At 74.2% G+C, this 19,116-nt stretch carries 16 protein-coding genes; 10 read left to right on the forward strand and 6 right to left on the reverse strand.

Annotated features, from left to right (window positions below; genetic code table 11):
* Positions 1 to 52: 52 nt before the first annotated feature.
* Positions 53 to 1,264, forward strand: a complete 1,212-nt coding sequence (locus IEZ24_RS04685; protein ID WP_129453105.1) for an acetyl-CoA C-acetyltransferase — start codon at positions 53 to 55, stop codon at positions 1,262 to 1,264.
* 206 nt (positions 1,265 to 1,470) lie between these two features.
* Entirely contained in the window at positions 1,471 to 3,708 is a 2,238-nt protein-coding gene (locus IEZ24_RS04690; RefSeq protein WP_129453104.1) for a 3-hydroxyacyl-CoA dehydrogenase NAD-binding domain-containing protein, read from the forward strand.
* A 64-nt stretch (positions 3,709 to 3,772) separates the two neighbouring features.
* Here the strand turns inward: IEZ24_RS04690 and IEZ24_RS04695 are convergent, their stop codons facing one another.
* Together IEZ24_RS04695 and IEZ24_RS04700 are read right to left on the reverse strand one after the other, a co-directional pair.
* Positions 3,773 to 4,624 carry a hypothetical protein gene (locus IEZ24_RS04695; RefSeq protein ID WP_129453103.1) on the reverse strand — a complete coding sequence of 284 codons (852 nt, stop codon included), beginning with the start codon at positions 4,622 to 4,624 and terminating at the stop codon, positions 3,773 to 3,775.
* Entirely contained in the window at positions 4,617 to 5,150 is a 534-nt protein-coding gene (locus tag IEZ24_RS04700; protein ID WP_129453102.1) for a sigma-70 family RNA polymerase sigma factor, read from the reverse strand. Before IEZ24_RS04700 ends, IEZ24_RS04695 begins: the two co-directional genes overlap by 8 nt.
* Positions 5,151 to 5,334: 184 nt before the next feature.
* On the opposite strand from IEZ24_RS04700, the gene IEZ24_RS04705 reads away from it, so the two are divergent.
* On the forward strand, positions 5,335 to 6,039 hold the full coding sequence (locus IEZ24_RS04705) for an ABC transporter ATP-binding protein (protein ID WP_242498342.1): 705 nt from the start codon (positions 5,335 to 5,337) through the stop codon (positions 6,037 to 6,039).
* The gene (locus IEZ24_RS04710) at positions 6,023 to 7,561 is read left to right on the forward strand and encodes a hypothetical protein (protein ID WP_129453100.1); all 1,539 of its coding nucleotides are present in this window, start codon (positions 6,023 to 6,025) and stop codon (positions 7,559 to 7,561) included. The genes IEZ24_RS04705 and IEZ24_RS04710 overlap by 17 nt, the downstream gene beginning before the upstream one ends.
* A 161-nt stretch (positions 7,562 to 7,722) precedes the next feature.
* Here IEZ24_RS04710 and IEZ24_RS04715 read toward each other — a convergent pair whose 3' ends face one another.
* The 4 genes from IEZ24_RS04715 to IEZ24_RS04730 form a co-directional block, all read right to left on the reverse strand.
* The gene (locus IEZ24_RS04715) at positions 7,723 to 8,418 is read right to left on the reverse strand and encodes a hypothetical protein (RefSeq protein ID WP_129453099.1); all 696 of its coding nucleotides are present in this window, start codon (positions 8,416 to 8,418) and stop codon (positions 7,723 to 7,725) included.
* Entirely contained in the window at positions 8,415 to 10,709 is a 2,295-nt protein-coding gene (locus IEZ24_RS04720) for a MinD/ParA family ATP-binding protein (RefSeq protein ID WP_129453098.1), read from the reverse strand. The genes IEZ24_RS04715 and IEZ24_RS04720 overlap by 4 nt, the downstream gene beginning before the upstream one ends.
* Positions 10,710 to 10,823: 114 nt before the next feature.
* Positions 10,824 to 11,042 (reverse strand): hypothetical protein, encoded by a 219-nt coding sequence (locus tag IEZ24_RS04725; protein ID WP_129453097.1) that lies wholly within the window; start codon positions 11,040 to 11,042, stop codon positions 10,824 to 10,826.
* 91 nt (positions 11,043 to 11,133) lie between these two features.
* Positions 11,134 to 11,328 (reverse strand): hypothetical protein, encoded by a 195-nt coding sequence (locus IEZ24_RS04730; RefSeq protein ID WP_129453096.1) that lies wholly within the window; start codon positions 11,326 to 11,328, stop codon positions 11,134 to 11,136.
* A 255-nt stretch (positions 11,329 to 11,583) separates the two neighbouring features.
* On the opposite strand from IEZ24_RS04730, the gene IEZ24_RS04735 reads away from it, so the two are divergent.
* From IEZ24_RS04735 to IEZ24_RS04760, 6 genes are read left to right on the forward strand one after another with little or no spacing between them, the layout of a single operon-like run.
* Positions 11,584 to 13,167 carry an AfsR/SARP family transcriptional regulator gene (locus IEZ24_RS04735; protein WP_129453095.1) on the forward strand — a complete coding sequence of 528 codons (1,584 nt, stop codon included), beginning with the start codon at positions 11,584 to 11,586 and terminating at the stop codon, positions 13,165 to 13,167.
* 11 nt (positions 13,168 to 13,178) lie between these two features.
* Entirely contained in the window at positions 13,179 to 14,741 is a 1,563-nt protein-coding gene (locus IEZ24_RS04740; RefSeq protein WP_129453094.1) for an Ig-like domain-containing protein, read from the forward strand.
* Between the two features lie 57 nt (positions 14,742 to 14,798).
* Positions 14,799 to 15,437, forward strand: a complete 639-nt coding sequence (locus tag IEZ24_RS04745; RefSeq protein ID WP_318151913.1) for a TetR/AcrR family transcriptional regulator — start codon at positions 14,799 to 14,801, stop codon at positions 15,435 to 15,437.
* Entirely contained in the window at positions 15,434 to 16,213 is a 780-nt protein-coding gene (locus tag IEZ24_RS04750) for a TIGR03084 family metal-binding protein (protein ID WP_129453093.1), read from the forward strand. The genes IEZ24_RS04745 and IEZ24_RS04750 overlap by 4 nt, the downstream gene beginning before the upstream one ends.
* Positions 16,210 to 17,931: an acyclic terpene utilization AtuA family protein gene (locus IEZ24_RS04755; protein WP_129453092.1), complete on the forward strand. Its 1,722-nt coding sequence runs from the start codon at positions 16,210 to 16,212 to the stop codon at positions 17,929 to 17,931. Before IEZ24_RS04750 ends, IEZ24_RS04755 begins: the two co-directional genes overlap by 4 nt.
* Positions 17,931 to 19,106 carry an acyl-CoA dehydrogenase family protein gene (locus tag IEZ24_RS04760; RefSeq protein ID WP_129453091.1) on the forward strand — a complete coding sequence of 392 codons (1,176 nt, stop codon included), beginning with the start codon at positions 17,931 to 17,933 and terminating at the stop codon, positions 19,104 to 19,106. Before IEZ24_RS04755 ends, IEZ24_RS04760 begins: the two co-directional genes overlap by 1 nt.
* Positions 19,107 to 19,116 lie beyond the last annotated feature (10 nt).

Consider the following 19,116-nt stretch of genomic DNA (forward strand, 5'->3'; position numbering starts at 1 on the left):
ACCCGCGCCACACCTGTTGGACTGTGACAGTAATGGTGTCACAATCAGTCGCATGGCAGAAGCATTCGTCTACGACCACATCCGCACACCTCGCGGCCGCGGCAAGGCCGTCGGCTCGCTGCACGAGGTGAAGCCCGTGGACCTGGTCGTCGGACTCCTCGACGAGCTCAAGACCCGCAACCCCACGCTCGACCCGGCCCGCGTCGACGACGTCGTGCTCGGGGTCGTGACCCCCATCGGTGACCAGGGCGGCGACATCGCCAAGACCGCGGCGCTCAAGGCCGGCTACCCCGAGACCGTCGCGGGCGTGCAGCTCAACCGCTTCTGCGCCTCCGGTCTGGAGGCGGTCAACCAGGCCGCGCAGCGCGTCCGCTCCGGCTTCGAGGACCTCGTCATCGCCGGCGGCGTCGAGTCGATGAGCCGCGTGCCGATGGGCAGCGACGGCGGCGCCTGGGCGATGGACCCGGCCACCGCGCTCGAGACCGGCTTCGTGCCGCAGGGCATCGGTGCCGACCTCATCGCCACGATCGAGGGCTGGAACCGTCAGGACGTCGACGCGTACGCCGCCGAGTCCCACCACCGCGCCGCGAAGGCGTGGGCCAACGGCTACTTCGACGACGCGGTCGTCCCCGTCAAGGACCTCAGCGGCGTCACCGTGCTCGACCGCGACGAGACCGTCCGGCCCGACACCTCCGTGGAGGGCCTCGCCGGCCTGAAGCCGTCGTTCGCCCAGATCGGCCGTGACGCCGGCTTCGACGACGTGGCGCTGGAGAAGTACCACTGGATCCCGGCCATCGACCACGTCCACCACGCCGGCAACTCGTCGGGCATCGTCGACGGCGCGGCCGTGATGGCGATCGGCACCGAGGAGGTCGGCACCTCGCTCGGGCTGACCCCGCGCGCGCGGATCATCTCGACCGCCGTGTCGGGCGCCGACCCGACGATCATGCTCACCGGCCCCGCCCCGGCGGCCCGCAAGGCGCTGGCCCGCGCGGGCCTCGAGGTCGACGACATCGACCTGTGGGAGATCAACGAGGCGTTCGCTGCCGTCGCGATGCGCTTCATGCGCGACATGGGCATCAGCCACGACGTCACCAACGTCAACGGCGGCGCCATCGCGATGGGCCACCCGCTCGGCGCGACCGGCGCGATGATCCTCGGCACCCTCGTCGACGAGCTCGCCCGCCGCGACCAGAAGCGCGGCCTCGCCACGCTCTGCGTCGGCGGTGGCATGGGGATCGCGACCGTGGTGGAGCTGGTCTGAGGCGCGGAGCACCGTGACCAGCTCCGACACGGTCATCGGTGGTCGAGCGGCGCCCACGGCTGAGGAACGAAGCCGTGACGGCGCTGTATCGAGACCCGATCAGACGACAAGCAACCCCAGCCGGACAGAACTTCAGAGCCCCTTGGTTTCGACACGGCGCTGGCGCGCCTGCTCAACCGGCGGGCGCGAGAACACGAAGGAACCCCATGACTTCCACTGACACCCCCCGCACCGACGAGCACAGCGCAGTCCGCTACGACCGCGACGCCGACGGCATCGTCACGCTGACCCTCGACGACCCGACGGCCAGCGCCAACACGATGAACGAGCTCTACCAGGCGTCGATGGAGGCCGCCGTCCAGCGGCTCCACGACGAGGTCGACGACGTCACCGGCGTGGTCCTGACCAGCGCGAAGAAGACCTTCTTCGCCGGCGGCAACCTCAAGAGCATGATGAAGGCGACCCCCGAGGACGCCGAGGAGATCTTCGCGATGGGCGAGGCGGTCAAGTCCAGCCTCCGCCGGCTCGAGACCTTCCCGCGGCCCGTCGTCGCGGCGATCAACGGTGCCGCCCTCGGCGGCGGGCTCGAGATCGCGCTGGCGGCCAACCGCCGCATCACCGTCGACGACCGCTCGGTGAAGATCGGCCTGCCCGAGTCGACGCTCGGACTGCTGCCCGGCGGCGGCGGGGTCACCCGCGTCGTACGCATGCTCGGCCTGCAGTCCGCGCTGATGGACGTGCTGATGCCCGGCGCCCAGTTCGACCCGCGGGGCGCGCTCGCCAAGGGGCTCGTCGACGAGGTCGTCCCGACCCGCGAGGAGCTGGTGCCGGCGGCCAAGGCGTGGATCCTCGCGCACAAGGACGACGAGGACGCGGCGAAGAACCCGTGGGACCGCGCCGGCTACAAGATGCCCGGCGGCACGCCGAAGACCCCGGCGCTCGCCCAGTTCCTGCCGGCCTTCCCCGCCCTGCTGCGCAAGCAGACCAAGGGTGCGGTCTATCCCGCGCCGCGCGCGATCATGAGCGCGGCCGTCGAGGGCGCGCAGGTCGACTTCGACACCGCCTCGCGCATCGAGAGCCGCTACTTCACCAACCTGGTGGTCAACCAGCAGGCCAAGAACATGATCCAGGCCTTCTTCTTCGACCTCCAGGCGATCAACTCCGGATCCCTCCGCCCGCAGGGCATCGAGAGGTGGACCGCCAAGAAGGTCGCCGTCCTCGGCGCCGGGATGATGGGCGCCGGCATCGCCTACTCGTGCGCCCGCGCCGGCATGCAGGTCGTGCTCAAGGACGTCTCCCTCGAGGCGGCCGAGCGCGGCAAGGCGTACACGGCGAAGCTCAACGCCAAGGGTGTCGAGCGCGGGAAGATCACGCAGGACAAGGCCGACGAGCTGCTCGCGCGGATCACGCCCACCGCCGACGCCGCCGACCTCGCGGGCTGCGACCTCGTGATCGAGGCGGTCTTCGAGGACCCGTCGCTCAAGGCGAAGGTGTTCGCCGAGGTGGCGCCCCACGTCGAGGCCGACGCGCTGCTGTGCTCCAACACCTCGACCCTGCCGATCACCGAGCTCGCCACCGGCGTGGACCGCCCCGCCGACTTCATCGGCCTGCACTTCTTCAGCCCCGTCGACAAGATGCCGCTCGTCGAGATCATCCGCGGCGCGGAGACCTCCGACGCCGCGCTCGCCAAGGCGTACGACGTCGTCCAGCAGATCCGCAAGACGCCGATCGTGGTCAACGACTCGCGCGGCTTCTACACCTCGCGCGTCATCGGCACCCAGATCAACGAGGGCCTCGCGATGCTCGCCGAGGGCGTCCACCCGGTGTCGCTGGAGCGCGCGGCGACGTCGGCCGGCTTCCCCGTCGGGCCGCTGCAGATCAGCGACGAGCTCAACATGGAGCTGATGGCCAAGATCCGCAAGGCGACCGAGGACGCCGCCGAGCGCGAGGGCATCGACCTCGGCGACTACCCGGCGGGTGCGGTCATCGAGACCATGATCGGCCTCGGTCGGCCGTCCCGGCTCAAGGGCGCGGGCTTCTACGACTACGACGAGAACGGGCGCCGTACGACGCTGTGGCCCGGGCTCGCGGAGACGTTCCCCGTGGCGGAGCAGCAGATCCCGATCCGCGACGTGCGCGACCGGATGCTCTTCATCGAGGCGCTCGAGACCGCGAAGTGCTTCGAGGAGGGCGTCATCACCTCGGCCGCCGCGGCCAACATCGGCTCGATCATGGGCATCGGGTTCCCGGCGCTGACGGGCGGCGCGGCCCAGTTCATGACCGGCTGGCAGGCCCTCGACGAGACCGGCCACGGAGTCGGCCCCGTCGGCCTCGACGCGTTCCTGGCCCGGGCCGACGAGCTGGCGGACGCGTACGGCGAGCGGTTCCGCCCCACGCCGTACCTCCGCGAGCTGGCGGCGAGGGGCGAGGGCTTCCCCGCCTGACCCCGACCGGGCACTTCCTGACGCGCGGGACACACCGACCGGGCACGGAAGTGCCCGGTCGGCGCTAGCGCTGGTCGCCCTCGACGATCTCGACGGAGTCGACCACGGCGTGCAGGCCCTGCACCTCGGCGCTCGGGGTCCCGGCGGTCCACACGGCCCACAGCAGCAGCGGTCGACCTTCGACGTCGATGACCCAGGCGTCGACGGTGGTGCCGCGCCTGAGGTAGCGGATGGCGGCCTCGGCGGTGGTCAGCACGGTGTCCTGCGTGCAGGTCCCGCGGGGGCCATCCTCCCGCAGCCGCAGGTGCACCGCGGGGTAACCGAAGCGGACCGTGCTCTCGGGGCCGGAGGTCACCGTGAGGCGTGGGACGGTGGTGAGTGCCTCCACGAGCGTGCTCGTGTCGTCGCCCGTCACGTCGGTCATCGTGCACCCCGGCTGGGCGACCCACGTCACGTCCAGGGCGACCATTCCCAGCGCCCATTCCGGGTCCTTGTCCAGCAGCTCGCCGTTGGTCGTGCCCTCGCCCGCCGCCAGGTCGTCCAGGCCTGCGAACCGGTTCGGGCCGAGCCAGGAGTTCCATCCCTCGGGGAGAGTGAACCGTACGGAGGGCAACGAGGTGTCCTCGGACGGGCGCAGCACGTAGGTGCCCGCGTCCAGGGTGGTGTTCGTCATCACCGGGTAGGGCCTCGTGAGCGAGGTCTGGTCCGGGCCCTCGGCGGGCTGCGGGTCGGCGGAGCCGCCGAACGTGCCGGCGACGATTCCGCTGACACCGAGGACGCAGGCCGTCACGGCGCCGACCACCGCGTGGCCTCGGTGCCGCCGCTGGCGTCCCGCTCGCTCGATGGCCGCGAAGTCGGGAGCTCGGACGTGGTGCTCGGCCTCCTCGCGGAACGCTTCCAGAAGGCGCTCAGACATGGTGGACGCCTCCTTCGGCGTACGCGAGGTGCGAGGCGAGTGCCTCTCGCCCTCGGCTGAGGCGGGACCTGACGGTGCCGGGTGGGACGCCGAGCTCGTCGGCGATCTCCTCGACCGGGAGGTCGGCGAGGTAGTGCAGGGCGATCACGTGCCGCTGCGGCTCGGGCAGCGCCCGCAGCGCGTCGATGATCTCGAGGTGGTCCTCGAGGCCGACCGGGTCGCGTGGAGGCAGGATTCGTTCCTGCGCGCGCCGCCCGTTGCGCATCTTGCGCCAGCGACTGCGGTGCGCGTTGATCGCGGTCCTCCGCAGCCACGCCTCCGGGTTGTCGACCCGGGCGAAGCGCCGGCCGGCCGCGGCGGCGCGGGCGAAGGCTTCCTGCACCAGGTCCTCCGCCTCGTCCATGCTGCCCGTGACGCCGAACAGCTGCACGACGAGCCGGCGATAGCTCGCGTCGAACACGTCGCGGAGGCTCGCGGGTTCGCTCGACGACCACGGGCCGCCGAAGCTCACGATGTCCTCGTCCATGCCGGCCTCCTCTCCTGATGACCAGAACGACCCGCCAACACCCCCTCCGTTTCCTTCACACCGCCGACTTCTTCCATGGTGCGCCCGGGCAGGGGCCACCCGCCTGCCCGTCTGGACCGGTCCCGCGCTGCGAGATCGACCCGTTCGGGGTGTGCGGACGCGTCCGCTCGGCGAGAATCGTGCGGTGACCCAGACCCCTGCTCCCGCCGTCGTCGTACGCGGCCTGCACGTCCGCTTCGGTGACGTCGAGGCCGTCGCCGGCGTCGACCTCACGGCCGAGGCCGGGCAGGCGACGGCGCTGCTCGGGCGCAACGGCGCGGGCAAGTCGACCACGATGAAGGTCCTGGCCGGCGTGGTGCCGCCGACCGCCGGCGAGGTGACGGTCGCCGGCCACGACGCCGCCACCGACGCGCTCGGCGTCAAGCGGTCCGTCGGCTACTGCCCCGACGTCGGCGGCCTCGTGCCGCGGGCCACCCCGTGGGAGCACCTCCAGCTCAGCGCGCGCCTGCGCCGGATGCCCGCCTGGGAGGAGCGCGGGCGCGACCTGCTCGAGCGCTTCGAGCTCGGCGACGTCGCCCACCGCGTGGTCGGCGGGTTCAGCCACGGCATGAGCCGCCGTCTCAGCGTCGTCCTGGCGTCCCTCCACGATCCCGCGGTCCTGCTGCTCGACGAGCCCTTCGACGGCGTCGACCCGCTCGGCGTCGATGCCACCCTCGAGGTGGTCGCCGACGCCCGCGCCCGCGGCGCCTGCGTACTGCTCTCCACCCACCTGCGCGACCTCGCGCTCGAGGCCTGCGGGGAGGCCGTGGTGCTGCGGGGCGGCAACCGGGTCGCCGCGATGCAGGCGGGCGAGCTCACCGGCGAGGCCTACCGTGCGCTCCTCGACTGACGGCTGGCTCGACGCCGCGCGCGACACCGGCCACCTCGTCGCGTTCCGCGCGCGGACCGTACGCCGCCGCCGGGCCAGTGCCCTCGGCCTCGTCGTCGTCCTCGCGCTGACGGCTCTCTTCGCCCTCGGTCCGAGCGGCTTCGACGTGGCGTCCGTCGGCTCGCCCGCCGTCGAGCGGGCCCTCGCCTCGGTCCAGGGGAACCTCGGCGCGGCGTTCGCCGGGTTCCTGCTGCTCGCCGTCAGCTCCGCCATGGGCAGCGGCGGCGGTCGCGAGCTGTTGTCGCGCAGCGAGGCGGCCGTGCACCCGATCAGCCCGGTGACCGAGCACCTCGGCGCTCTGCTGCTCGCCCCGGTCAACCTCGCCTGGCTCGTCCAGATGTGGGGCCTGCTCGCCGTCACCGCGCTCGTCGCGCCGCCCGGCGGCCTGCTCGGCGCCCAGGTCGTCGTGCTCACCTGGGTCCTCGCCGCCACCGCGCTCGGACAGGCGGCCGGCTGGGCGATCGAGGGCGTACGCCGCTCGCCCCACGGCGTGGTCGTCGTCCGCACGGTCGGCGGCGCCGTCGTCGTCGCCCTGGCCGGCCTGCACCTCGCGGGGCTGCTCGGACCGCTCGTACGGTCCCTCCCGACGACGTGGATCGCGGAGACGGCGCAGACCCCGGCCTGGCCCCTCGTGGCGGTCCTCCTGCTCGCGCTCGCCGCCGCGGGCGTCGTCGTCGGCGCCCGGCCCGCTGCCTGGGCGCTTGGCCTGCCTCCGCGCGAGGAGCTGCGGGTGCAGTCCGGCGTGCACGAGGCGCGCCACGCCCCCGAACCACGCTGGGGCTCACCCGACCGCGCGCTGCTGCGCCGCCTCGACCGTGCCTCGGTGTGGCGCTCGGTCGGCATGCGCCGCGGCCTGCTGGTGCTCGGCCTGGGCCCCGGCCTGGTCGCGCTGGTGGCGGGGCTCGAGTGGAGCTCGGTGATGGTCCTGCCGGGCCTCACCGCGAGCGGCGCGGCCCTGCTGTTCGGCGTCAACGCCTGGTGCCTCGACGGCAAGGGGATGGTCTGGCGCGAGACCCTGCCGGTGTCGGCGGCCGACGTGTTCGACGTACGCGCCCTCGTCGTGGCCGAGTGCATGGCGCTCGTCTCCGGCATCACCGTCGTGCTCGCGCTGCTGCGCAACGGGCTGCCACCCCTCGTGGTCGGGGTCGCGGTCCTGTCGTGCTGGCTCGTGGTGGTCGTGCAGGTGCTCGCGATCGTGATGACGTGGTCGGTGCGATCGCCGTACGGGGTGGACCTCTCCTCGCCGCGAGCGACGCCGGCGCCACACGCCGCGATGGCCGGGTACGCCGGGCGGCTCTCGCTCGTCACCACGCTGACCGCGCTGCTGTTCACCGGCCTCGCCGCGGTCCCGTGGGCCTGGGTTCCGGCTGTCGCCGCGCTGCCCTTCCTGGCGTGGTCGACGCGCCGGCTCGTGCGCGCCCGCCGCCGCTGGCTCGCGGGGGACGAGCGGGCCCGGGTCGTGCTGACGGTCGCGGCCGTCTGACTCCTGCCCACGGGTCAGGTCGAGCGTCATACGAACCCGCACCCATGCGTACGACTTGGTATGACGTCGGCCGGGGCTCGCGGCGGGCGTCATACGAACCCGCACCGATACGTGCGGCTTGGTATGACGCCGGGCGGCCGCGACCCGGGGGAGAGGCGGCGTCAGCGGGTGACGGCCACCCGGGCGGACCGGGCCCGCCCCCCGAGCGAGCGCACGGCGAGGCGGCGCAGGTCGTCGAGCGAGCGTACGGCGACCCGTTCGGCCCGGCGACGCGCGGCGGGCGCCTGCACGGCGGCCTCCAGCAGCGCGGCCTCGGCCTCGAACCACGCCGCGACCTCGGCGAGGGCCGGGTCCGCGAGGCGACCGATCGCGTCCACCTGCACGACGACCTGGAAGGCGGCGGTCGCGGTCCGGCAGGTCGCGCACGCGTCGCCGACCGCCAGCGCCCGGTTGGTCGGGCGGGCGCGCGTGCCCGGGCCGATGACGACCACCTGCACCGCCAGCGCCGTCGCGGTGCAGTCCCAGCAGTCCTGCGTCCAGGCCGACGCCACGTTGTCGAACCGAGCGGACGCCGGGCCGGGCACGTAGAGCACCTGCAGCACCGCGCTCTCGCCGCGGCACGCGTGACAGGAGGTCACGGTGGTCGCCACCGCGTCGGCCTTGAGGGCGCCGTCGCGGACCATGACCTCGGCGACGACGACGTCGCGGTCCTCGCGCCGCTGGTCGCTGGGCTGGGCGCTGGCGACGACGTCGAGGTCGCGCCGCTCGGCCCCCGGCCCGCGGGGACTCGCGTCCGCCGCACCGGCCAGCAGCAGCGCCGCCACGACGGCGTGGACGGCGAGGCCGCGGGCAGTCACGGAGTGCCCCCGACGGAGAAGTTGTCGGCCACCGCCGCCGCGATGTCGACCAGCGCGTCCCGGGTGCGACGGTGCAGGGAGGACATGTCGGTGAGCGCGCCCGGCTCCAGCGCGTCGTCCCACGGGACCGTGACGACCCGGGCGCAGCGCTTCTCGAAGTGGCGACGCATCGGCTCGGGCGGCTCGCTGCCGCGCCGCTCGGCGTTGACCACGACGACGGTCCGCGCCACGAGGTCGTCGAACCCGTGCTGGTCCATCCAGTCCAGGGTCAGCGCGCCCGCCCGTCCGCCGTCGAGCCCGGCCCGCACGACCAGCACGACCTGGTCGGCCTCGGTCAGCAGCCCCTGGTTGGCGCTGTCGAGGATCCCGGTGCCGGTGTCGAGCAGGATCACGTTGTAGAAGCGGTCGAGCAGCCCGATCAGGCGGTGGTAGTCGTCGCGGGCCAGCGCCATCCCGATGCCCGGGTCGTCGTCGGAGGCGAGCACCTCGAGCCGCGACTCGACCGCCTGCGAGGTGTAGCGGCGCAGCGCGGCGTACGTCTCGATGCCGTCGAGGTCGCGGAGCACGTCGGTCACGGTGCGGTCGTGCGGCGGCGCGACCCGGTGGGCGAGGTTGCCCGCGTCGGGGTTGGCGTCGACGGCGATCACGCGGTCGCCGCGCAGCAGCGCGAACGTGCTGCCGAGCGCGAGCGTGATCGTGGTCTTGCCGACCCCGCCCTTGCGGCTCATCACCACCACCCGGCGCGAGCCCTCGACGGGCGTGCGCAGCCGCCGCTCCAGCTCGCGCAGCCGCTGTTCGGGCAGGCTCGGTCCCGGGTTGACCAGGTGCCCGCTGCCGCGGTAGACCGCGCTGCGCCAGCCCTGCCTCGGCACGGGCGCGGGGGCGGCGTACATCACCGCGTCGGTGAAGTCGGCCGCGGAGACCACGGTGGGTGGGTCGGGTGCGGGGGCGGCGAGTCCCGCGGAGTCGCCGTACGGCTCAGGGGCGCGGGCCGCGAGGCGGGCCCGCGCGAGCAGGACGAGGGTGGTGCCGAGCCGCCAGAAGGCCAGCACCGCACCGAGGATCGGCAGCAGGAGCAGGGCGATCGACACCACGGCCAGGGCCATCGCGGACCAGTCCCGGCGCTCCCACGCGACGTCGAAGACGAGCTGCTGCAGGCGTACGCCCTCGCGGCCGCGCTCGAGGAACTCCGGGAGGTACCATCCCGCCCAGCCCAGAGCGGCGACCAGCAGCGGCACCACGACCAGGACCCAGGCCGTCACGAAGCGACGCGTGCGTGGTCGCAGCTCGCTGACCCGCGGGTCGACCGGGTGCCCGGGGCGCAGGCTCCGCAGCACCGGGCCGACGCGGGCGAAGAGGTCCGGTACGCCGGCGAGGTCGGACAGCACGTAGTAGCCGTCGAAGCGCACCACCGGGATGAGCTGCTGCAGCATCTGGAGCTGCAGCACGAGCGCGGTCAGGAGCAGGACGCCGCTCCCGGTCGCGAGGTACGCCCCCGCCAGCGCCAGCACGGTGAGCACGTTGAAGTGCAGCCCGCCGAGGTCGGTGCGCACCCGGCCCACCCGCCCGATCCGGTAGGAGTCGGTCACGTCGGTGTAGAACGCCGGGAACACCAGGTAGAGGCCGAAGCCGATCTCGCCCGGCCGCGCCCCGCCGTAGCGGCAGGCGGCCGCGTGCCCCAGCTCGTGCACGACGGCCGAGGCGGTGAGCAGGGCGTAGATCAGGAGCGCGATCGTCGGCGTCGCGAAGAGCTCGCCCACCGCTCCCCAGAAGTCGCCGCGGGTCAGCAGCGCCACGTCGGCGACGACCAGCGACACGAGCGCGATCGCCACCACCGGCGGCCAGAACAGCGGCGCCAGCCAGGCCGCGGCCCGGTCGACGACCTGCGCCGGCACCAGCGTGCCCTTCGCGGTCAGGGCCAGCAGCGGCCGCGCCCGCACCGCACGGGTCGGGTCGGGTGCCTCGTCGGGCACGACCAGGCCGAGCGGCTCCAGCCGGCTCGTCACGAGGTGGGCCAGTCCGTCGACCGTCAGGTTGCGTCCGTACGCCCGGCTCACGTCGTCGGCCACCTGCTCCGCCGGACGGGGCGGCTCGACCGCGCGGACGACCAGGTGCAGCAGCTCGGACAGCTGCACCACCTGGTCGTCGACGCGCCGCACCAGGAACGCCGGGTCCTTGAGGCCCGAGCCCTGGACCGGGCCCAGGAACTGCAGGCCGCGCGCCTGACGCCACCGCTGCCCGGTGGCGGGCGGTGGCGCGGTCCTCCGGTGGTCGGCAGTCGTCAGGTCCATCGCTCTGGTGTGCTCGCTCTGGTGTGCTCTGGGTGCTCTGGGTGTCGTGCTGGTGACGGCGACGGATGCGCCAGAGCAACGCATCCGCCGCCGGGTCCCTCGGGCGGTCGGCGCCTAGTGCATGTGCGTCTGCACGGAGGCCAGGTACTGCAGGGCGAGTGCCTCGGCCTGCGAGTTGATCGTGGCCGCGTTGACGGCGAGGGCGAGGTTGACGCCCACGATGTTGGTGACGTTGACGCACGCGAACTGGCAGCTCAACGTCTCCCGCCGGGGCAACGGCGTGGCCGTCTCGGCGTCGAGGTCGGCCATGACGAGGTCGGGTCGTCGGACCATGCCGGTTCACCTCCTCTCCTGCTGCTCGGATCTCGGCGGGCGGCGTGCTCGGCGTGGCCTCCCCTCCCTCGGGAAGGCCACGCCGGGGCCGTCAGCCCTGGGTCACGACGATCGTCTGGCCGGCGGCGCTGTTCGCGACGGCGTACAGGGACGCGGCGTTGAGGGCCATCGACGAGTTGTTCGCCACGATGTTGGCCCAGTTGTAGTTGCCGAAGGTCAGCGTCTCCCGGGTCGGAAGAAGCTCGGTGCGCTCGGTGTCGAGCTCGGCGAGTGAGAGTTCCCGCATGGTGTTCACCTCCCCCCGAGGTGCGGTCGGTCTGGTGGCACATCGCAGCGGGGGGTGCGTGACTCGCGCGTGACCGGTGCGTGACCGGTCGCCGGATATCCGGGACCGGTCCAGACGTCGACCCCAATCGTGGGGATAACGGGCCTCCGTACCCCCCGAAGGGGTGGAGCACCGGCAAGGTCTGTCCGCAGGGGAGTGCCCGCAGCCCGGATCGGTGGCAGCGGGACAGGGAGAGGGAGATCTCGGTGATCGACCATGCCGGACACCAGGCACGTCGCTGAACGTCGCCTGAGCCTCCTCGGCGGGTGGCAGCTCGTCGTGGACGGACACGACGTCGCGCTCGGCGGGCGCGAGCAGCGCCTCTGCGCCCTGCTCGCGCTGACCGGCGTGCGGGCCCGTGCCCAGGTCGCCGGCACGCTGTGGCCGGAGAGCACGGACGCACGGGCCCTCGCCAGCCTGAGGCGGGCGCTGGCGCAGACCCGGGACCGCTGCCCCGGCCTCGTCGTCGCCGACCGCACGAGCGTGGGCCTGGCCCCCGACGTCGTCGTCGACGTCGACGGACTGCGCGCGGCCGCGGCGCGAGCAGGTACGCCCGACGCGGACGCTGCGTTGCTCGCCTCGCTGGCGGGCGACCCGCTGCTGCCGGGCTGGTACGACGAGTGGGTCGAGGCCCAGCGCGACGACCTCCAGCGGCTGCGCGTCGACTCCCTCGAGCGCCTTGCCCACCGGGCGCTCGAGCGCGGCGACACCGGTCTCGCCGAGGGCGCTGCCCGCGCCGTCGCCCGGATCGAGCCGTGGCGCGAGTCCGCCAGCGAGCTGGTCATCCGCGGGCTGCTCGGGCGCGGCGACCGGGCCGGCGCGGTCCGCGAGCTCGAGCGCTACCGCGAGGTCCTGCGCGTCGAGCTCGGCGTCGTCCCGTCGCCCGCGCTCGTCGCCCTGGTCGACGCGCAGGAGCCCGCCCCCGTCGTCGTCCCCGCCCCACGGCGGGCGGCGGTGCGGGAGGCCGTCGAGCCGTCCGCCCGGCGCGCCGCGCCATCCCCCCAGCCGTCCCTCCGGCCGTCCCTCCAGCCATCCCTCCAGCCATCCCCCCAGTCACCGCCCCCGCCGGACCCCACGCCCCCCACCGGGCCGGCCGGCCTGACCGCCCGAGCGGCTGCTGCCCGGCTCGCGGCGGGGGCGGTCCTCGTCATGGCCGCGTCACTCGCGATCGCCAACCTCGGCCCCGGGCCGGACCCGGCGTCGCCGTCGGCCGTCCCCGAGGCCGCGCCGCAGGGGCAGGCGGCGGGCCCGGCCGTCTCGGACGTGGTCCGTCAGGTGCTCGTACGCCAGGTCGCCGCCGCCGACGGGGCCGTCGCCTTCGTCGTACGCGCCACCCGCCGCCCGGCCCGGGTCCGGGTCGAGGTCGCGGACCGCAGCGGGAGCCGGGTCGTGCGCACCGTCGTGGTCCGCACCCCCGGCGGCCAGCGGGTGGTCGTCGCCGGGCTCGACGGCGGCACGTACGAGTGGTCGGCCACCTCGCCGACCGCGCCGCCCGTCACCGGCGAGGTCCGGGTCACCGGGCAGGCGCCGCCCATGGTCGTGGCGGCGCAGGAGCCGAGCGTGCGGGCCACGCCGAGCCCGGACCCGAGCCCGACCCCCACGCCGACCCCCACGCCGACCCCCACGCCGACCCCCACGCCGGCGCCCACCGCGACCCCTCCCCAGCAAGCGACCCAGCAAGCGACCCAGCAAGCGACCCAGCAACAGAACCCGCAACAGAACCCCCAACCCAGCCAGCAACCCAGCCCGCCGAGCGGACCCACCGACCCCGGCACGCAGGACCCGGGCCTGGTGGGCTGAGGAGGCACGCGATGACCAGCCCCAGTCCGAGGACGACACCCCCGAGACCGCTCGCCGGCCTCGCCGGGTTGGTCGCGGGGCTGCTCGCGGCCGCGAGCCTGGTCGCCGCCCCGGTCGGGTCGGCCGTGACCGCCGGCGACCGCGCCGAGCGGTGGGCGGGCTACCGGATCCCCGCGACCGGCCACGCCGCCGGCGGCTGGATCGGCGGCTACCGGGTCGGCCGCACGCCCGTCTTTGTGATCACCCCGGACCGACGTCCCAATCGTGCCGGCTTCCGGCGGGCGGACCCCACGAACGACCTCGCCGGTCGCCGTGGCCCCTCCCGACGTGAGACCCAGCGCGCCGCCTGGATCCTCTCGAAGTACGGCGGCTACCGCGACGCCCGGCAGGCAGCCGCCGTCGACGCCGCGGTCCTGCACCTGCTCGGCGACCGCGGGTGGCGCCTCGGTGGTGCCCGCGGCGCGGCGCGGGTCGGGGCGAGCGGGGACCCGGCGACCGTGCGCCGCTACGTACGCCTGATGCTGAGCGGCTCGCGGGCCAGCGCCGGCCGGCACCGCGTCGCCGTCGTCCCGTCGGCGGCGGACGTCGGCGGCGTCACGTCCGTGACCGTGCGCGTGACCGACGGTCACGGAGGCCCGGTCCCGGGCCTGCCCGTGACGGTGACCTCGCCCGACGGGGGTGCGTCCGAGCCGGCCGCGGGACCCGTCGAGGCCGTCACGGGCGACGACGGGCGCGCCGTGGTGCGACTGGCCGCGCCGGTCGCCGGCTGGCGCACGGTCGTCGCAAGGGTGGGACAGGTGCCCGAGCACCGCCTGCGCGTACGCGGGGCGCACCGCCGCGGTCAGGCGGCCGTGGCGGAGGGCGGCGTACGCCGGGTCGTCGTCGCCAGCGCACGGGTTGCCGTCCGCGGCCCGCAGTCCCTCGCCCTGGCGGCGAAGCGGTCGCCGGTGACGTCGGGGGAGCCGGTCGCGGTCGTGAGCACGGTCCACGGCGATGGCGCCCCGCGGCGAGCGACGGCCACTCTCTTCGGTCCCTTCGCCTCCGACTCGGCCGCCGCCTGCACGGGACCCTCCGTCGGTGCGGTCGCAGCCACCGTGGCCGACGACGGGACGTACGACCTCCCGTCCGTCGTGCCGACGGCGGGCGGCTACTACAAGTGGCGCGTCGACGTCGACGGGACGGCCGCCAGCACACCGACCACCGCCTGCGGGGCAGTGGTCAGGGTGCGAGGTCTGACGTCCCTCGCGGTGGTCGCTCCCTCGGGTGCCGTGACCCACGACGCCGTCGATGCCCAGGTGACCCTGACCGGGCTCCCCTTCGGGGGTCCTGTGGAGGTCACCGTCCGCCTGTACGGCCCGTTCGCCATCGGCGGGGTCACGTGTGCCGGAAGCCATCAGCTGGTCCGGCAGACCCGGCCGGGCAACGGGACCTTCAGGTCGCTCAGCTTCTCGGTGCCGGAGGCCGGTTGGTACGCCTGGCGGGCCTCGGTGCCTGACGGTGATCTCTGGCAGGGGTCGGAATCGGCGTGCGGAGCCTTGCAGACCGTCACCCAGGTGTCGCCGGCAGCGGGGTGAGACCACGAACAAAAAGTCAGGCTTGACTGTTTGTTTGTGGGGAGGCAGGCTTGCCCCGTGACCCCCGCCCAGAGCCCGACCGCGCCGGCGGCCCGCGTTCCGCAGGCCGATCGGTCCCGTGCCATGCGGGCCCGGCTGCTCGAGGCCACCGTCGAGCTGCTCGTCGAGCGCGGGTTCGCCGGGACCTCGACCACGCTGGTCTCCGAGCGGGCCGGGGTGAGCCGGGGAGCGCAGCTGCACCACTTCCCGACCAAGAACGACCTGGTCGTGGCCGCCGTCGAGCACCTCACCGAGCGCCGCGGCGCCGAGCTGGCCGCGGCGGTCGCCGAGCTGCCGGCCGGCGGGAGGCGTACGCGCGCCGTCGTCGAGATGCTGGGCGACCACTTCTCCTCACCGGTCTTCGCCGCGGCGCTCGAGCTGTGGGTCGCGGCCCGCACCGACGCCGAGCTGCTCGCGGCGGTCGGGCCGCTGGAGCAGCGGGTCGGCCGCGAGGCGCACCGGATGACGGTCGCCGCGCTCGGCGCCGACGAGTCGAGGCCGGGGGTGCGCGAGCTGGTGCAGGCGACCCTCGACCTGGTCCGCGGCCTGGGGCTGGCCTCGACGATCACCGACGACTCGGCCCGGCGCCGGCGCATCCTGCGCGAGTGGGCCGACGTGCTGGACAAGGAGCTCGCCCCGTGCAGGAGCCCCCGATGACCGACGTCCTGACCCAGGTGCTCGTCGACCTCGAGGCCGAGGGGGACCGGCTCGAGCAGCTCGTCGCCGGCCTCGACGACGACGGCTGGCGCACGCCCACCCCGGCCCCCGGCTGGGACGTCGCGACCCAGGTCGCCCACCTCGCCTGGACCGACGTAGTGGCGCTGAAGGCGGCCACCGACAAGGAGGCCTGGGACGCCGTCGTCCTCGACGCCATCGCCGACCCGGCCGGCTTCGTCGACGCGCAGGCGCTGGCGCTGGCCCACGAGCCCGACCTGCTGGCGCGGTGGCGTCGCGCCCGCGCCGACCTCCGGGACGCGCTGGTCGCGATGCCGCAGGGCGAGAAGATGCCGTGGTTCGGCCCGCCCATGTCGCCCACGTCGATGGCGACCGCCCGGCTGATGGAGACGTGGGCCCACAGCCTCGACGTCCACGAGGCCCTCGGCGCAGACGTCGAGGACACCGACCGGATCCGCCACGTCGCCCACCTCGGCGTACGCACCCGCAACTTCGCCTTCTCCGTCCACGGGCTCGAGCCGCCGGCCGACGAGTTCCGCATCGACCTGGCCTCGCCGTCGGGTGAGGTGTGGTCGTGGGGTCCCGAGGACGCGGGCCAGACGCTGACCGGCAGCGCCGGCGACTTCTGCCGGCTGGTCACCCAGCGCGTCCACCGCGCCGACACCGACCTCGTCGCGAGCGGCGCCGACGTCGACCGCTGGCTCGACATCGCCCAGGCGTTCGCCGGGCAGCCGGGCGAGGGGAGGGCGCCGCGATGACGGACGTGGTCCGGATCGGCAACTGCTCCGGCTTCTACGGCGACCGCCTGAGCGCGATGCGGGAGATGCTCGAGGGGGGAGAGCTCGACGTCCTCACCGGCGACTACCTCGCCGAGCTCACCATGCTCATCCTCGGCAAGGACCAGCTCAAGGACCCCTCGCTCGGCTACGCCCGCACCTTCGTCCGCCAGCTCGAGGACTGCCTCGGCCTCGCGCTCGAGCGGGGGGTGCGGATCGTCGCCAACGCCGGCGGCCTCAACCCCGCCGGCCTCGCCGACAAGGTCCGCGAGGTCGCGAAGGGCCTCGGCCTCGACCCGCAGGTCGCCCACGTCGAGGGCGACGACGTACGCCACCTGTCCACCCGGCACGGGTGGGACGGCGCGCTCACGGCCAACGCCTACCTCGGCGGTTTCGGCATCGCCGCCGCCCTCACCGCCGGCGCCGACGTCGTCGTCACGGGTCGCGTCACCGACGCCTCGCTCGTCGTCGGCCCGGCGATCGCGCACCACGCGTGGGACGCGACGGCGTACGACGCGCTGGCCGGCGCGGTCGTCGCCGGGCACGTCATCGAGTGCGGCACCCAGGCGACGGGCGGCAACTTCAGCGGCTTCCTCGACCTGCCCCACCGCGACCGGCCGCTGGGCTTCCCGGTCGCCGAGGTCGCCTCCGACGGCTCCAGCGTGATCACCAAGCACGCCGGCACCGGTGGCGCGGTCACGGTCGACACCGTCACCGCGCAGCTGGTCTACGAGATCCAGTCCACGCGCTACCTCGGCCCCGACGTCACCGTGCACCTCGACTCGGTGCGGCTCGAGCAGGAGGCCGAGGACCGCGTCGCCGTCGGCGGGGTCGTCGGCGAGGCGCCGCCCGAGCGTCTCAAGGTCTGCGTCAACGAGCTCGGCGGCTGGCGCAACAGCCTCGAGCTCGTGCTGACCGGGCTCGACGTCGAGGCCAAGGCCGCTTGGGTGCGCGAGCAGCTCGGACCGCGGCTGACCGCGGCCGAGGTGACCTGGTCCGACGTACGGGTCCCGCCTGCGGACGCCGACACCGAGGAGGCCGCCTCCGCGTTGCTGCGGTGCACCGTCAAGGACCCCTCGCCCGACCCGGTCGGTCGCGCGTTCACCGCGGCCGCGGTCGAGCTCGCACTCGGCTCCTACCCCGGGTTCACGATGACGGCGCCGCCCGCGCCCGCGACCCCCTACGGCGTCTACCGGGCGGCGTACGTCGACCGCGCGGACGTCACGCACACCGTCGTCCACGCCGACGGCCGGCGTGAGGTCGTCGCCGACCCCGGCACGTACGGCTCCGACGGCGAGGCCCCCGGCGCGGGCCCCTCGCCCTATCCCGGGCGGCACGACACCCTCACCCGCCGACTGCCCTTGGGCACGTTCGTCCACGCCCGTTCCGGCGACAAGGGCGGCGACGCCAACATCGGCCTCTGGGTCGCCCACGACGGCAGCGACCGGGAGACGTACGACGCGCGGGTGCAGTGGCTGTTCAAGCTGATGTCGCCGCGCGGGATCCCCACGCTGCTGCCCGAGGCCGCCGACCTCGACGTCGACGTGTGGCTGCTGCCGCACCTCGGCGCGGTCAACCTCGTCGTCCACGGCCTGCTCGGCGAGGGCGTCGCGGCGTCGACTCGCTTCGATCCGCAGGCCAAGGGGCTCGCGGAGTTCCTGCGGTCGCGGCTGGTGTCGATCGAGGTGAGCCTGACGTGATGGATCCGGGTTTCGACACGCTCGCTTCGCTCGGTGCTCAACCAGCGTGCACGGAGCACGAGGCCCTGCGGGCCACCGGGGCGGAGTTCGTCCGCCGCGAGGTCGCCCCGCACCTGCAGGAGTGGGAGGACGCCGGGGAGATCCCGCGCGAGCTGCACCGCACTGCCGGCGACCTCGGGCTCATCGGCGTCGCCTTCCCCGAGGAGGTCGGCGGCGGTGGCGGTGACCTGCTGGACTCGCTCGCGCTCCAGGAGGCGATGTTCGACGCCGGTGCGTCGAGCGGGCTGATGGCGGGCCTGTTCACCGCCGGCATCGCGCTGCCGCACATCGCGGCCAGCGGCGACACCGACCTCGTCGACCGCTTCGTCCGCCCCACGCTGGCAGGCAGGCTGATCGGCTCGCTCGCGATCACCGAGCCGGGCGGCGGGTCCGACGTCGCGCGCCTGCGCACGACCGCGGTCCGCGACGGCGACCACTACGTCGTCAACGGCGCCAAGACCTTCATCACCTCCGGCGTCCGCGCCGACTTCGTCACCACCGCGGTCCGCACCGGAGGACCCGGCCACGGCGGGATCTCGCTGCTCGTCGTCGAGAAGGGCACGCCCGGCTTCACCGTCGACCGCGGCCTGCGCAAGATGGGCTGGCACTGCTCCGACACCGCCGAGCTGTCCTACGTCGACTGCCGCGTCCCCGCCGCGAACCTCGTCGGCGAGGAGGGTTCGGGCTTCGGGCAGATCGCCGACCAGTTCGTCGTCGAGCGGATCGCGCTCGCGGTCCACGGCTACGGGATCGCCGCGCGGTCGCTCGACCTCGCCGCGGCGTACGCCCGCGAGCGGGAGACCTTCGGTCGGCCGCTCGTCGCCAACCAGACGGTCCAGCACACGCTGGTCGAGATGCGCCGCCAGGTCGAGGTGGCGCGGACCTACACGCGTGCGGTCGCCGCCCGGCACGTCGCGGGCGAGCTCGTCGTGGCCGAGGCGTGCCTGGCCAAGCAGACGGCGGTCGACTGCGCGGCGTACGTCTGCGACCGGGCCGTCCAGATGTTCGGCGGCTCCGGATACATGCACGGGACCGAGGTGGAGCGGCACTACCGCGACGCCCGGATCCTGCCGATCGGGGGCGGCGCCGACGAGGTGCTGCGCGACCTGACGGCGAAGCTGATGGGTTATGCGTGATGAGAGGAAA

This window comes from Nocardioides ganghwensis (assembly GCF_014779655.1).
Classification (GTDB): domain Bacteria; phylum Actinomycetota; class Actinomycetes; order Propionibacteriales; family Nocardioidaceae; genus Nocardioides; species Nocardioides ganghwensis.

Coding starts and splice junctions, on each gene's coding strand:
- IEZ24_RS04740 (WP_129453094.1), top strand. CDS start 13,179: ATGACCAGCCCCAGTCCGAGGACGACACCCCCGAGACCGCTCGCCGGC.
- IEZ24_RS04695 (WP_129453103.1), bottom strand. CDS start 4,624: ATGTCTGAGCGCCTTCTGGAAGCGTTCCGCGAGGAGGCCGAGCACCAC.
- IEZ24_RS04730 (WP_129453096.1), bottom strand. CDS start 11,328: ATGCGGGAACTCTCACTCGCCGAGCTCGACACCGAGCGCACCGAGCTT.
- IEZ24_RS04755 (WP_129453092.1), top strand. CDS start 16,210: ATGACGGACGTGGTCCGGATCGGCAACTGCTCCGGCTTCTACGGCGAC.
- IEZ24_RS04690 (WP_129453104.1), top strand. CDS start 1,471: ATGACTTCCACTGACACCCCCCGCACCGACGAGCACAGCGCAGTCCGC.
- IEZ24_RS04725 (WP_129453097.1), bottom strand. CDS start 11,042: ATGGTCCGACGACCCGACCTCGTCATGGCCGACCTCGACGCCGAGACG.
- IEZ24_RS04720 (WP_129453098.1), bottom strand. CDS start 10,709: ATGGACCTGACGACTGCCGACCACCGGAGGACCGCGCCACCGCCCGCC.
- IEZ24_RS04685 (WP_129453105.1), top strand. CDS start 53: ATGGCAGAAGCATTCGTCTACGACCACATCCGCACACCTCGCGGCCGC.
- IEZ24_RS04700 (WP_129453102.1), bottom strand. CDS start 5,150: ATGGACGAGGACATCGTGAGCTTCGGCGGCCCGTGGTCGTCGAGCGAA.
- IEZ24_RS04750 (WP_129453093.1), top strand. CDS start 15,434: ATGACCGACGTCCTGACCCAGGTGCTCGTCGACCTCGAGGCCGAGGGG.
- IEZ24_RS04760 (WP_129453091.1), top strand. CDS start 17,931: ATGGATCCGGGTTTCGACACGCTCGCTTCGCTCGGTGCTCAACCAGCG.
- IEZ24_RS04735 (WP_129453095.1), top strand. CDS start 11,584: ATGCCGGACACCAGGCACGTCGCTGAACGTCGCCTGAGCCTCCTCGGC.